This window comes from Dactylosporangium sucinum, assembly GCF_014647515.1.
Taxonomy (GTDB): Bacteria; Actinomycetota; Actinomycetes; order Mycobacteriales; family Micromonosporaceae; genus Dactylosporangium; species Dactylosporangium sucinum.
In genome coordinates, this window is the sequence record NZ_BMPI01000079.1 from 20,417 (window position 1) to 33,964 (window position 13,548).

General features: G+C 73.7%; 13 protein-coding genes. 5 read left to right on the top strand and 8 right to left on the bottom strand.

Annotation, left to right across the window (positions count from 1 at the left end; translation table 11 throughout):
• Positions 1-447, bottom strand: a complete 447-nt coding sequence (locus IEZ31_RS47455) for a MerR family transcriptional regulator (protein WP_190256716.1) — start codon at positions 445-447, stop codon at positions 1-3.
• Between the two features lie 467 nt (positions 448-914).
• Between IEZ31_RS47455 and IEZ31_RS47460 the strand changes: the two genes are divergently transcribed.
• Positions 915-1,082 carry a hypothetical protein gene (locus IEZ31_RS47460; RefSeq protein WP_190256717.1) on the top strand — a complete coding sequence of 56 codons (168 nt, stop codon included), beginning with the start codon at positions 915-917 and terminating at the stop codon, positions 1,080-1,082.
• Here the strand turns inward: IEZ31_RS47460 and IEZ31_RS47465 are convergent.
• Positions 1,079-1,429 (bottom strand): MmcQ/YjbR family DNA-binding protein, encoded by a 351-nt coding sequence (locus tag IEZ31_RS47465; RefSeq protein ID WP_190256718.1) that lies wholly within the window; start codon positions 1,427-1,429, stop codon positions 1,079-1,081. The two genes, IEZ31_RS47460 and IEZ31_RS47465, sit on opposite strands and share 4 nt — an antisense overlap.
• A 125-nt stretch (positions 1,430-1,554) precedes the next feature.
• On the opposite strand from IEZ31_RS47465, the gene IEZ31_RS47470 reads away from it, so the two are divergent.
• Positions 1,555-2,688, top strand: a complete 1,134-nt coding sequence (locus tag IEZ31_RS47470; RefSeq protein ID WP_190256743.1) for an MFS transporter — start codon at positions 1,555-1,557, stop codon at positions 2,686-2,688.
• Here IEZ31_RS47470 and IEZ31_RS47475 read toward each other — a convergent pair.
• Positions 2,669-4,066, bottom strand: coding sequence for a glycoside hydrolase family 6 protein (locus IEZ31_RS47475; protein WP_229836962.1), 1,398 nt, complete (start codon positions 4,064-4,066; stop codon positions 2,669-2,671). The genes IEZ31_RS47470 and IEZ31_RS47475 overlap by 20 nt on opposite strands.
• A gap of 337 nt (positions 4,067-4,403) precedes the next feature.
• Between IEZ31_RS47475 and IEZ31_RS47480 the strand changes: the two genes are divergently transcribed.
• From IEZ31_RS47480 to IEZ31_RS47490, 3 genes are all read left to right on the top strand, one after another.
• A complete protein-coding gene (locus tag IEZ31_RS47480; RefSeq protein WP_190256720.1) occupies positions 4,404-7,418 on the top strand; it encodes a putative bifunctional diguanylate cyclase/phosphodiesterase in 3,015 nt (1,004 codons plus the stop codon).
• Positions 7,419-7,440: 22 nt separating this feature from the next.
• On the top strand, positions 7,441-8,691 hold the full coding sequence (locus tag IEZ31_RS47485) for an aminotransferase class I/II-fold pyridoxal phosphate-dependent enzyme (protein ID WP_229836964.1): 1,251 nt from the start codon (positions 7,441-7,443) through the stop codon (positions 8,689-8,691).
• A 141-nt stretch (positions 8,692-8,832) separates the two neighbouring features.
• Entirely contained in the window at positions 8,833-9,288 is a 456-nt protein-coding gene (locus tag IEZ31_RS47490) for an iron chaperone (RefSeq protein ID WP_190256722.1), read from the top strand.
• Positions 9,289-9,291: 3 nt separating this feature from the next.
• Here the strand turns inward: IEZ31_RS47490 and IEZ31_RS47495 are convergent, their stop codons facing one another.
• The 5 genes from IEZ31_RS47495 to IEZ31_RS47515 form a co-directional block, all read right to left on the bottom strand.
• The gene (locus IEZ31_RS47495) at positions 9,292-10,074 is read right to left on the bottom strand and encodes a universal stress protein (protein ID WP_190256723.1); all 783 of its coding nucleotides are present in this window, start codon (positions 10,072-10,074) and stop codon (positions 9,292-9,294) included.
• A gap of 77 nt (positions 10,075-10,151) precedes the next feature.
• Entirely contained in the window at positions 10,152-10,496 is a 345-nt protein-coding gene (locus tag IEZ31_RS47500) for a GlsB/YeaQ/YmgE family stress response membrane protein (protein WP_229836966.1), read from the bottom strand.
• Between the two features lie 86 nt (positions 10,497-10,582).
• Entirely contained in the window at positions 10,583-11,329 is a 747-nt protein-coding gene (locus IEZ31_RS47505; protein WP_190256724.1) for an SDR family NAD(P)-dependent oxidoreductase, read from the bottom strand.
• Positions 11,330-11,367: 38 nt separating this feature from the next.
• A complete protein-coding gene (locus IEZ31_RS47510) occupies positions 11,368-12,582 on the bottom strand; it encodes an ROK family transcriptional regulator (RefSeq protein ID WP_190256725.1) in 1,215 nt (404 codons plus the stop codon).
• Positions 12,583-12,868: 286 nt separating this feature from the next.
• On the bottom strand, positions 12,869-13,519 hold the full coding sequence (locus IEZ31_RS47515; protein WP_190256726.1) for a hypothetical protein: 651 nt from the start codon (positions 13,517-13,519) through the stop codon (positions 12,869-12,871).
• Positions 13,520-13,548: the final 29 nt, after the last annotated feature.

Sequence of the window (13,548 nt, forward strand, 5' to 3'; positions counted from 1 at the left end):
TCAGCCTGCGGGCGCCGACGGGTCGCGGACGGCGATCGTCGGGAACGGGATCGGGCAGTCCGGGCACGTGCAGTTGGTCAGGCTGTCGCAGCGGGCGTCGACGATCTCCGTCAGCGTCGAGCGGATGGCGGCCAGGTCGGCCATCCTGCGGTCGATCTCGGCGATCTTGTCCAGGGCGCGCTGGCGGAGGTCCGGGGTCGGGTGGGGGCGCCGGCCGGTGTCGAGCAGCTCCGCGACCTCGTCCAGGGTGAAGCCCAGCCGCTGGGCGGCCTTGATCACGTGGAGCAGCGCCACGGTGTCCGGCGGGTACAGCCGGTGGCCGCCCAGCGACCGTCCGGGCTCGGCGAGCAGGCCGCGGCGCTCGTAGTACCGCAGCGTCTGGATGTTCAACCCGGCCAGCTCGGCCACCTCACCGGTGCGCAGGCCGTCGGGTGCGTCGATCGCCATGACCCAACGGTAAACCCGTACCCGGGTACCGGTTGCAACCTCAGCGGCGCCTCCGGGAGATCTCGGAGCGCCGCAGGGGCGTGACGCTGCCCAGCCCGACCGCGGCGAACCACACCATGACCGGCAGGTGCAGCGAGTAGCCGAGCTGTCGAGGGCCACCGACGTCCCCGCCGTCCCGCCGGTCCAGGGCAGGACGACGGCCGCCAGCCCGGACACGGCGGCCACGGCTGCGGTACTCCGCAATCCCGGCGACAGACCCCGGCTCAGCGCCGCGGTGGCCACCACCCACAGCAGCCCGGCGAGGTTGACCGCGGGTCCGCCGCTTCCGGGTCGGCGACCCGGCCGAGCTGGCGGCGACCTGCGCCGGCGGGACCCTGCTGACCTGGCTGAGCGGGCCCCCGGCGGGCGGGTTCGCGGCGGCCGTCACCGACCGGGCCGGCGAGCCGCTCACGCTGCCGCGCCGGCGGGTGGTGCGGGCCGTCGTGCCGCTCGGCTGGGGCGTGGTCCGGTCCGGGCGGGACCTGTTCGCCTGGGTGGCCCGGCAGCGGCTCACCGTCGCCGGCCCGACCGTCGAGGAGCACCTCACCGACGCCGACGGCGCCACGGCGACGGTGCTGGAGCTCCCCGTAGCCTAAGACAGGTCGGACGGGGCGCGCATGTGCCAGGCGTCGCCGATCAGCTCGGTCAGGCGGGGCACGTCGACCGTCGCCAGGCGCAGCATGACCAGGGGCAGGCCGTCGTACGCCGGCGTGGTGAAGAACTTGTCCGGCTCGCCCAGCAACAGGGCCTGCTTCTCGGCCTCGTCCCCGACGTAGAGCACGGCGACGTCGGTGCGGATCACGCGCGGCTGCCCCGGCAGGCGCTCGGGGTAGGACCAGACGAAGCCCTTGTTGCCCACGCGGAAGTCGAACCCGGCGCTGTCGATCTCGACCACGTGCGGCAGGGCGAGCGCGAGGCGGCGCACGTCGTCAGCGTCGGCCACGCCATCACCCTAACGAAAACCGCGCGCGGGCGGGCGCGGGCGGTGCTAGCGTCCGCCGCATGACGTTCGGTTGACGCCGCGCACCGGCCGCGGGACGGCTCGGGCGGCTCGCCTTCGGGTGGGCGCTGCTCTCCGGTGCCGTGCCGCTGTACCCGCTGTACGCCCTCTTCTTCACCGCGACCGGGCTCTCGGGCGGGCAGATCTCGGTGCTGTTCGCCGTCTGGTCGATCACCGGGATCGTCGCCGAGGTGCCGACCGGGGCGGTCGCCGACCGGTGGTCGCGGCGGGGTGCGCTCGCGGCGTCCGGGGCGCTGCAGGCCGCCGGGTTCGCGGCGTGGCTGGTCGCGCCCGGGTTCTGGGGGTTCCTCGCCGGGTTCGTGCTGTGGGGCGTCGGCGGCGCCCTGGCCAGCGGCGCGCTGGAGGCGCTGCTCTACGAGGGGCTCGCGGGCGCCGAGGACGAGTACGTGCGGCTGTCCGGGCGGGTCGACGCCGCCGGGCTGCTCGCCCAGGTGCCCGCCGCGGGGGCCGCCGTCCTGCTGTACCGCGCGGGCGGCTACCAGCTCGTCGGCTGGGTCAGCGTCGGGATCTGTCTCGCCGCCGCCCTGCTCGCGATGCGCCTGCCCGAGGCTTCCCACGAGGCGGACGACGACGAGGGCGACTACCTCGCCACGCTGCGGGACGGCGTGCGGGAGGCGGCCGGCAAGCCCGTCGTGCGCACCGCCGTCGTCGCCCTCGCGCTGCTGGCCGGGCTGGACGCGATCGAGGAGTACTTCCCGGTCATCGCGGCCGGCTGGCAGGTGCCGACCGGGCTCAACCCCCTGGCCGGGCTGGTCGTCACCGGCGGCGGCGTCGCGGGCGCGTGGCTGGCGTCGACAGCGGCGGACGCCGGCCGATGGGTGCAGTCCCTGATGCTCGCCGGCGCCGCGCTCGCCGCCGGCCTGGCCGCGCTGCTCGACGTCCCGGCCGGGATCCTCCTGCTGGCGGTCTTCTACGGGCTGTACCGCCTGGTCCTGGTCCTCGTCGACGCCCGCCTCCAGCGGGTCGTCGAGACCGGCGCCCGGGCCACCGTCACGTCGGTCGCGTCGCTGGCGACCGAACTGTCGGCGCTGTTGCTGTTCGCGGCCTGGGCCGCCGGTGGCCTGCCGCTGGTCGCCGCGCTCACCGCGCTGCTCGCCCTGGTGCCGCTGGCAGCGCGGGGCGCCGCCACCACTGCGGCGGCGCCCCGCGATCACGAACGGCTCAGCAGGCCGTCCCGTTGAGCTTGAAGCCGGTGGCCGCGCCGTTGCTGCCCGAGAACGTGGCCTGGAAGCCGAAGCTCGCCGTGCCGCCGGTCGGGATCGACGCGTTCCAGCCGCCGTCGCGGACCGACACCGACGTGCCCGACTGGGTCGCCGTGGCGTTCCACGCGTTGCTGACGCGCTGGTCGCCGGGGAAGGCGAAGGTCAGCGTCCAGCCGTTCACCGCGGGCCCGCGGTTGGTGATCGTCACCGTGGCGGTGAAGCCGTTGTTCCACTGGCTGTCCACCTTGTAGGTCACCGAGCAGCCGCCGGCCGGGTTCGACGGCGACGACGAGGGCGACGACGAGGGCGACGAGGACGGGGACCGCGAGGGCGACGGCGAGGCGGACGGCGAGGCCGGCGGCGACGACGTGGGCGGCGGGGAGGTGACGACGCCGTTCAGCGCCAGCTGGTACGCCAGGTCCGGGGAGAACGTGCCGGCCGCGGCCGCGCAGCCGTCCGCCTCGCCCGGCGGCTTGGCCCACACGAACGCGTCGACGGTCGACTCGCCGGTCGACGTGGTCGGCGCGACGCCGGTGCCGCGGCCCGACGGGTCGCACCACTGGCTGCCGTTCGGGCCCTTGCCGTTGCGGCTGGTGTCGACGACCTGGTGCAGGTTGGCCGCGCCGATCGCGTTGAGCACGTTGCGCCCGTAGTTGACCTCGTCGGCGGTGGTGCGGAAGTTCGACACGTTGCTGTAGAAGCCGTCGGCGTTGCGCACGCCGGCCGCCACCAGGCGGTTGGCCTGGTCGCCGGCCGAGTTCCACGCCGAGTGGCCGGCGTCGAGGTACACCTTCGCGTTCGGGTTGGCCTGCTTGATCGTGGTGATCGCGCCGGACAGCGCCTGGTTGCGCGCGGCGATGCCGGCGCTGTCGAGGCAGGTCTGCAGGGCGATCGAGTCGGGCTCCAGCAGCACGACCGCGGTGCGGTTGCCCAGGCCGGAGGCGAAGGCGCGGACCCAGTTCGCGTACGACGGGTAGTCCGCGGTGCCGCCGGCGCTCGCCCCGCCGCAGTCGCGGTTCGGGATCGCGTACGCCACCAGCAGCGGGACCTGGCCGGCCGCGTTGGCCCCGTTGACGTACGCGGTCACGTCGGACGTGGTCGTCGACGTGTTCGGGCTGGTGAACCAGCGGCCCTGCGGCTGCGCGCCGATCCGGTCGCGGATCAGCGCGGCCCGCGAGTCGTTCGGGTTGGCCGCCAGCCAGCGCAGCACCTGCGAGTTCGGGTCCTTGTAGAACGTGCCGGAGATGGTGCCCGCGCTCGCGGACCCGCCCCCGGCGAGCCAGACGGCGGCGGTGCCCGCCGTCACGGTGGCGAGCGCGGCGACCGCCGGCATCCGCCATCTTGCAAGTACGCGCACGGTGTTCCTCCCAGGACGACGAACAGAACGACGACACGAGCTGCGGGAATCACACCAAGGCCGGCGCCGCGGGCAGAAGGAATCGTTCGACGTCACCGCGCTGACCTGCGACGATGCGAATGAACAAGCTGAAACTTTCGGCTACACGTGAATGAATCCACGGTTCCGGTTGCCGAGCGTATCGAAACCATGTGCGCACCGTTGACATACGGAGATCCAGCGGTACCGCCAAGGCCGCAAACTCCGCGAAAACTCGTGAAACCGCGTGGCCGCACCCTCGCCGAACGATCGTGCCAGGTACTCCTCATTCGGCACTGAACTGGGTAGCGTCTGCCTCGTGCTCAAGGTGTACGTCGGGGCGATGGCGATCCTCGTGACCGCCAACTTCGCGCTGCCCGGCCTGCACCTGGTGCTGTGGACCGCGATCGGCCTCGCGTCGGTGGCCGCCATCCTCACCGGCGTGCGCATGCACAGGCCCCGCCGGAGGGCGCCGTGGTTCCTGCTCGCGGCGGCCGTGGGCTCGTTCATCGCCGGTGACGTGACCGCCGACGTGCTCACCCGGCTGCTGCACCGGCAGGGCTTCCCGTCGATGGCGGACTTCTTCTATCTCACCGTGTACGTGCTGATCGCCGCCGCGCTGGTCTGGCTCTACCGCCTCGGGGTGGTGCGCCGCGACCCGGCGAGCCTGTTCGACGCGCTGACCCTCACCGCCGGGCTGGGCCTGCTCTCCTACATCTTCCTGATCCGGCCGTACGTCGAGAACCCGGCCCTGTCGGCCCTCGAGCGCACGATCTCCATCGCGTACCCGCTCGCCGACATCATCGTGCTGGCCGTCGGCGCGCGGCTCATCGCCTCGGTCCGCCCGACGCCGGCCGTGTGGCTGCTCGCGCTGGGCGGTGTCGGGCTGCTCACCTCCGACGTCGGCTACGGCCTGGCGCAGCTCAACGGCGACTGGGCCACCGGCGGCCCGGTCGACACCGGCTGGGCCGCGTTCTACGTGCTGTGGGGCGTTGCCGCGCTGCACCCGTCGATGCGCGAGCTCACCGAGCCCAAGGTGGTGCGGGCCAACGAGGAGCGGGTCGGGCGGCTGCTGCTGCTCGGCCTGTCGCTGTTCGTCGCCCCGGTCGTGCTGTTCGTCGAGATGCGGGCCGGCCGGGTCCGCGACGCGGCCGTCATCGCCGTCGTGTCCGCGCTGCTGTCCGGGCTGGTGCTGCTGCGGCTCGGCCGGGCCGTCACCGGCCAGCGGCGCACCCTGGAGCGCGAGCGGCGGCTGCGCACGGCCGGCGCCGCGCTGCTGATGGCCACCGACGACGCGGCCGTCGAGGCGACCGTCCGCGAAGCGGTCGCCGACCTGCTGCCGCCCGGCCGCGACCACCGCGCCGCGATCGGCCCCGCGCACGGCGACCGGCTGTCCATGTCCTACACCCGCGACCTGGCCGCCGACCTCGGCGACTTCGAGGTCACGCTGTGCTGCCCGCTGGCGCTCGCCGACGGCCGACCGGCCGAGCGGGCGCTGTACGTCGCCGCCGACGAGGTCGTGCTGGTCGGCCTGCAGGAGGCGGCGCAGATCCTGGCCACCCAGGCCGCGATGGCGCTCGACCGCATCGCGCTCGGCGAGGAGATCGGCCGGCGCAAGAGCGAGGCCTACTTCCGCACGCTGGTGCTCAACGCCACCGACGTGATCCTCGTCGTCGACGACGACGACCGGGTCCGCTTCGCCAGCCCGTCCGCGCACGCCCTGTTCGCCGGCTTCACCGAGCTCGTCGGAAAGCCGCTGCCCGCGGTGTTCGACCCGTCGAGTGCCGGCGCGGTCGAGCGGCGGCTCAGACAGGTCCGGGCCGGCGGCGCCGACCGGACGGGCGACGACCTCACCGTCACCGGCCCCGGCGGGCGGCCGACGCTGGTCGAGGCGGCCTTCCGCGACCTGCGCGACGAGCCGACGGTCCGGGGCGTGGTGGTGACCCTGCGGGACGTGACCGAGCGCAGCCGCCTGCAGGCCGAGCTGTACCAGCGGGCCACGTTCGACGCGCTCACCGGCCTGCCGAACCGCGAGGTGTTCCTGACCCGGGTGCAGGAGGCGGTCGCGTCCGGCGCGGAGACCGGCGCGACGGTCGGGGTCCTCATCGTCGAGCTCGACGACTTCAAGGTGGTCAACGACACGTGGGGCCACGGCGCGGGCGACGCGCTGCTGGTCGCGGTCGGGCAGCGGCTCACCGAGGCGCTGCGGGCCGTCGACGGCTCCTACGGCGCGGCCGGGACCGTCGCGCGGCTCGGCGGCGACGAGTTCGCCGCGCTGGTCCGCCGGGCCGGCAGCCCGGCCGACGTGGAGCGGGTCGCGGAGCGGGTGCTGGCGAGCTTCAAGCAGCCGTTCGAGCTCGACCACGGTACCGTCACCACCACCGCCAGCATCGGCGCCGCCACCACCGCCGAGGCCGCCACCGCCCAGGAGCTGCTGCGCCACGCCGACCTGGCGGTCTACGTCGCCAAGGACGCCGGGCGGGACCGCTGGCGGCGCTACGAGTCGTCGCTGCACAGCGAGATCGTCGAGCGGCACCGGCTGCGGGCCGACCTCGACCGGGCGATCGCCGACGAGGCGCTGCTGCTGCACTTCCAGCCGATCGTCACGCTCGCCGACGGGCGCACCCACGGCTTCGAGGCGCTCGTGCGCTGGGAGCACCCGGTGCGCGGCATGGTGCCGCCCGACGACTTCATCCCGGTCGCCGAGGAGAGCGGGCTCATCGTGCCGCTCGGCGCGTGGGTGCTCAGCAACGCGGTGAAGGCGGCGGCACAGTGGCGCATCGCCTACCCGGACGCGGAGACCTACGTCTCGGTCAACGTCTCGGCCCGGCAGTTCCGGACGCCCGATTTTGCACCATGGGTGCTCGCGGAGATCGACCGGATGGGCCTGCCGCCCCGCGCGCTGCTGCTGGAGATGACGGAGAGCCTGCTGCTGCACGACGACGGCGAGGTCGCCGGCGCGCTCGGAGCGCTGCGCGAGGCCGGCGTGCGGATCGCCATCGACGACTTCGGCACCGGCTTCTCGTCGCTGTCCTACCTGCGCAGACTGCCGGTCGACGTGGTGAAGCTGGACAAGAGCTTCATCGACACCATTGCATCTTCGACCGAGCAGCACGCGGTCGTCGACACCATCGTGCAGCTGGCCCGGATCCTCAACCTCCAGGTCGTCGCCGAGGGCATCGAGACCGAGGCGGAGCGTGAGCTGCTGGTCACGATGGGCAGCGATCACGGGCAGGGGTACTTGTTCTCGCGCCCGTTGAGCTACGGTGACGCGAGTCAATGGTTGTTGGAGGATGCGTCGGGGCTTCAACGGGGAGGCCGCACCGCGGCCTGAAAACACCCCGGGAGGAAGCGTCTTGACCGTCGAGCAGCTCGCCATCGCCGTCGACGACGACCCGCGTTACAGCGGCATCGCCCGCCTGCGGGAACACACCCGGTTCTACGACGCCGTGATCGACGAGGTCGACGGCCGCCGCATTCGGGTCGGCGAGCACTGGCTGACCGACTGGGCGTCGTGCAACTACCTCGGCTTCGACCTCGAGCCCGAGATCATCGAGGCGGTCGAGCCGCAGCTGCGCCGCTGGGGCACCCACCCGAGCTGGTCGCGGATGCTCGGCAACCCGGGGCTCTACCCGCTCATCGAGGAGCGCCTCGCCGAGCTGCTCGGGGCGCCCGACACGCTGGTCCTGCCGACGATCACGCAGATCCACCTGTCGGTCGTCCCGGCCCTGGCCGGCGACGGCACGATCCTGGTCGACGCGCGGGCGCACAAGACGATCTGGGACGGTTGCGTCTTCGCGCGGGGTCAGGGCGCGACGGTGCTGCGGTTCCGCTCCCTCGACGAGCTGGCGTCGCTCCTGCCGGGCGCCGCCGGGCCGGTGCTGGTCTGCATGGACGGCGTCAACAGCATGACCGGCAACATCCCCGACCTGCCCCGCTACCTCGCCCTCTGCCGCCGCCACGGCGCGGTGCTCTACGTCGACGACGCCCACGGCTTCGGCGTCATCGGCGAGCGCCGCCCCGACGAGACCAGCCCCTACGGCGCCCGCGGCAACAGCATCGTGCGCTTCCACGGCGAGTCCTACGACGACGTGGTCCTGGTCGGCGGCTTCTCGAAGGCGTATTCGTCGCTGCTCGCCTTCGTCGCCGTCCCGACGGTGCTCAAGAACCGCCTGAAGGCGGCGGCCGCCCCGTATCTCTACTCCGGCCCCTCGCCCACGGCCTCCCTGGCCACGGTGCTGGCCGGCTTCGACGTCAACGCCGACCGCGGCGACAAGCTGCGCGCCGACCTGCACCGCATGACGATGCGGGTCCTGCACCACGTCCGCGGCCTGGGCATCTTCACCCCGAACACCGACGACACCCCGATCATCGAGCTGCCGATCGCCCTGGACCGCGACCTGGTCGAGGTGTCGGAGCTGCTGTGGGCGCGCGGCCTGTTCGTGACCCTGGCGCCCTACCCCGGGGTGCCGCGCGACCAGGTGGGATTCCGCGTCCAGGTCACGGCGGCCAACACGGACGCCGAGGTGGACCACCTGCTGGACGTGCTGAGCGAGCTGGCGGCGGCGGAGGTCTTCCAGCCGGTCCGCGAGACCAGCGCGAGCTGAGGCCCGCCGACCGAGGTGCTCCCGGACCGGCAGGATCGCCACGTCGGCCGGCGGTCGATCAGGTTTCGAGAAGCCGGGGTCCGGGCGGTTCTCTAGCATGGTGTGCGTCAGCAAGCACCGCACGCAGGGAGAACGCCGCCGATGAGCACACCGAGGAAGGCCACCCGGAAGGCCGCCGCCGCGTCCGACGGGCTCACCGAGGAGGAGCGCGCGGCGGTCAAGGAGCGCGCGAAGGAGCTGCGGTCCAAGCGCGGGAAGGCCAAGGAGGACGAGGAGCCGGCCGTCCTGGCGAAGATCGCCGAGTTCGAGGACGAGGACCGGATCATGGCCGAGCGCATCCACGCCATCGTGCGGGCGAGCGCACCCGAGCTGGCGCCGACGTTGTGGTACGGCATGCCGGCCTACGCGAAGAACGGCAGGTCCGTCTGCTTCTTCCAGCCCGCGAAGAAGTTCAAGTCGCGCTACGCGACCCTCGGCTTCAACGACCCGGCCAACCTCGACGAGGGCACCATGTGGCCGACCGCGTTCGCCCTCACGGAGCTCACCGCCGACGCCGAGGCCCGCATCGCGGCCCTGGTCAAGAAGGCCGCGGGGTAGGACCTACACGCTGCGGGTCACGAGGACCGGCGACGCCGCGTGGTGGACGATCATCTGGGTGATCGGGTTGGGCCGGGGGTGCTCGTACCAGCCGGCGCGGTGGGCGCCCAGCACCACCAGCAGCGCGCTGCGGGCGGCCTCGGTCATCGCGTCGAGGATCGGCGCGTCGCGGCTGGTGAAGCGGGTCTCGACCTCCGGGTGGAGGCGCAGCCAGGGCTCCATCTCGGCGGCGACCGCCTCGTGCGGGCGGGCGCGGCCGGCGTGCAGGGCGACCAGCGGCACGTGCCGGGCCGCTGCCTCGCCGTAGCCGAACGCGAGGGCCCGCTGGCTCGACGGGGAGCCGTCGACCCCGACCACGACCGGGGCCTGCTGGGGGATGGCGCTCATCCGGTCGGCCCAGCGCCACGCGTTGTTCACCACGAGCACCGGGCAGTGCGCGAACGCGGTCAGGTGGGCGCCGACCGACGTGTCGAGCAGGCCGCCGTCGTGGACCCGCCCGCCGATCACGACCAGCGACGCGTGGCGCGACTGGTCCTGCAGGACGCTCGCGGGCGGGCCGCCGAGCGTCGTGGTCTCGACCGCGATGCCGGGCTGCCAGGCGCGGGCCTCGGCGGCGGCGTCGAGGACGACGCCCTGCCCGTCGGCCGGGCCCTCCCAGCTCATCGCGTGCACGACCCGCAGCGTGCACTCGTGCCGGGCGGCCTCGTCGGCGGCCCAGCGGACCGCGCCGAGGCTCGCGGTGGAGCCGTCGACCCCGACGACGATGGGACTCCGTGTCAGCTGCATGGCGCACCCCCTCACGCCTCCCCAGCTACCACCATCCCTCGCCGCGGCCCACTTGACCAGACGTTCGGGACCGACGTTCAGTCGGTCGCCTCCTTGGCCTTCGCCTTCTTCCGCTTGCGCGCCGGGCGGCGCCGGGGGCGCTCGCCGCCGGAGGCGAGCTTCGTGTACGTGAGCATGTTGGCCAGGCCGATGCCGATCGCGGCGAAGAGGACCTGGATGCCCAGCTCCCACCAGCTCCACTCGATCTTCCAGACCTTGACGAGCGCCTTGTCGTCGAGGTTGACCAGCTCCGCGACGAGCGTGCCGAGCAGGGCCGCGCCGACACCGATCAGGAACGTGATGAAGACCCCGATCGACTGACGGCCCGGCAGGACCAGCCGGCCGAGCACGCCGATCAGCAGGCCGATCGGGATCGCGGTCAAGAAGTCGTTGATATGCATGGTCCCGCGCGTTCCTCCCCATCGATTTGCAAATCGAAGGGACGGTACAGCACGGGAGCCCGACGTGCTCAGCGGGCCGAGTACCCGCCGTCGACCGACACGACCTGGCCGGTGATGAAGCTGGCCTTGTCCGAGCCCAGGAACAGGATGGCCTGGGCGATCTCGTCGGGCCGGCCGAAGCGGTGGGCCGGCACCGAGTCCCGGAACGCCTCCCGGTCGGCGTCCGACGGCACGTACTCGTCGAGCATCCGGGTCTGGATCGGGCCGGGCGCCACCGCGTTGACCCGCACCCCGGCCGCGGCGGTCTCCAGCGCCGCCGTGCGGGTCAGCCCCTCGACGGCGTGCTTGCTGGCGACGTACACCGAGTCGTCGGGCACGCCGATGTGCCCGGCGACCGACCCGACGTTCACGATGCTGCCGTACCCCTGGGCCAGCATGACCCGCACCTCGTGCTTCATGCTGAGGATGACGCCGAGCACGTTGGTCTCGAAGGTCGACGCGTAGTCCTCGGCGGTGCGGTCCTGGACCGGCGCCCGCACCCCCAGGCTGCCGGCGTTGTTCACGGCGACGTCGAGGCGGCCGAAGCGGGCCACGGTGTCGTCGACGAGCGCCCGGACCTCCTCGTCGTGGCGGACGTCGGCGTGCACGTAGTCGGCCTGCGCCCCGGCCGCGCGCAGGTCGCCGGCGAGCGCCTCGCCGGCCTCGTCCCGGCGGCCGGCGACGATGACGCCCGCGCCCTCGGCCGCGTACGCCTCGGCGGTGGCCCGCCCGATGCCCGTGATACCGCCTGTGATGAGCACGACTGGATTCGTCATGCCGCGGTAATGCCCCGATAGGACGGCGCCATGCGTTCTTACGGCCCGGGGCGGCGCAGCGCGGCGAGGATGCCCTCGCGGACGGTGGCGCGGCCGGCCTCCTGGGCGCCGAGCAGGGCCGCGTCGTCGTGGATCGTGCTGGTGGCGATCGTCGTCTCCAGCGGCGCGGCCTCGGCCAGCGCGGTCGCCACCGCCGAGCTGAGCACCGGGCCGCCGGCCTGGCCGACCTCGCCGCCGATGACGACGAGCGGCGGGTCGAGCACCGCGACGACGGCCGAGAGGCCGATCGCGATGCGGCCGGCGAGCGCGGTGACGAAGCTGCGCGCGCCCTCGTCGCGGTCCTCCGCGCGGGCGACCGCCGCCGCCATGGTGCCCGCGGCCGTGCTCTCGTGGATCCCGTACTGCGCGGCGAGGTCGAGCACGGCGCCGCCCCCGACGAGGTCCTGGAAGTCGACCCGGCCGGTGAGGCCGCGGCCGTCCCCGGCGCCGGGCCGCATCATCGGCATGTAGCCGATCTCGCCGGCCCCGCCGCGCGCGCCGCGCAGCAGCGTGCCGCCCAGGTCGATGGCCAGGCCCAGGCCGGCCTCGCCGAGCCACAGCAGCGCGAAGCTCTCCGCGTCACGGCCGGCGCCGTGCGCCCGCTCGGCGACCGCGGCCAGGTTGACGTCGTTGTCGACGCCGACCGGCACGCCGAGCCGCCGCCGCAGGTCCTCGATCAGGCCGGGGCGGCCCCAGCCGGGCACCTCGACGTGGTGCAGGACGTCGACCTTCGCGTCGTACGACCCGGCGACGGCGATCTGCACCTGCGCGACCGGGTCGCGGGCGACCCGCGCCTCCTTGCAGACGTCCTCGACGGTGTCGACCACCGCGCTCACCGGGTCGGTGCGGGTGAAGTCGACGGTCAGCTCCAGCCGCCCGCGCAGCGCGCCGGCCAGGTCGGTGACCGCGGCGTGCACGGTCGGCGCGTCGGCGTCGCCGCGGTCGCGCACCGACAGCGCCACCGAGTAGGCGGCGTCGGGGTTCACGGCGTACACCTCGGCGTTGGGTCCCGGTCCGGCGCTCACGTATCCGACCACGGTCACCAGCTTCGCCTCGGTGAGGCGGCGCAGCGCCTCCGAGATGGTCGGCTTGGACAGGCCGGTGAGGTCGCGCAGCTCACCGCGGGTGAGCGGACCACGCTCCAGGACATGGCTCAGCGCGGCCGCGTCGTTCATGGCCCTGAGCAGCTTCGATGATCCGCCGAGGTGCGTCATTGTGGCTCGAACCGTACGGAGGCGCGTCGCCGGGTGTCAATCGCCACCCGGCCGCCGGTGGTTCCCCATGAACTGGCATAAGGGACAAAATGACTGCGCTTGTCGAGGCGGCGCTGGACCAGCTCGGCACCGGCCTGGTGGTGACCGACGCTGCCGTGAGCCTGCTCCGCGACGGCCCGGACGGTCCCCTCGTCGGCCTGCCGGTGCGTGCCGCGCTCGGTGAAATGTTCACGGCCGAGCTGGCCGGGCCGGCGTCGGGGCGCTGGTCCTCGACCTGGCCGCCCCGTCAGCCTGACGCGGGCGCCAGCGGCAGCATCTTCGCCAGCTCGCCGCGCACGATCGCGGCCGCCGCGTCGAAGCCGGCGGCGGTCGACTCGGTGCCGTCGACGCCCACGACCTGCCAGGAGCCGTCGGCGGACGACGCCAGCGTGGCCCGGGCCGGCTGGGCGCCCCGGGCGAAGTCGGCCGCCGTGGCGGCGTTGAAGGTGGCTGTCGCCGGGCGGTGCCGATGCAGGAACCGGTCGGCGACCGCGAGCAGCGAGTCGCGCACGTCGGCGTCGGCCGCGACGGGGGTGATGTCGTAGCGGCGGTACGTGCGGGCGCCGACCATGAACCGGATGCCGCCCGCGTCGAACAGCAGCGCCCCGTCGGCGTGGTCGTCGGCGGTCAGCCCGACCTGCACGAACGCCCGCGGCCGGTGCAGCGCGGCGGCGATCGCGGCGACCGCCGGCGACAGTTCGAGCCGGCTGCCCTCGACCGGCGCGGCCAGGTGGCGCAGCAGCAGCGAGCCGAGCCCGGCGCTCAGCACGGCGTCGGTGCGGTCGGCGTCGGTCAGCCCGAGCAGGCGGGACGCCTCACCCGGCCGGTCCCCGCTGGCCAGCAGGAACGACAGTTCGGCGGCGGTCATGCTGAGCTGTTCGGTGGCGGTCCCGTCCATGGCGTCCATCCCGTCGCGCGGTCGTTGTC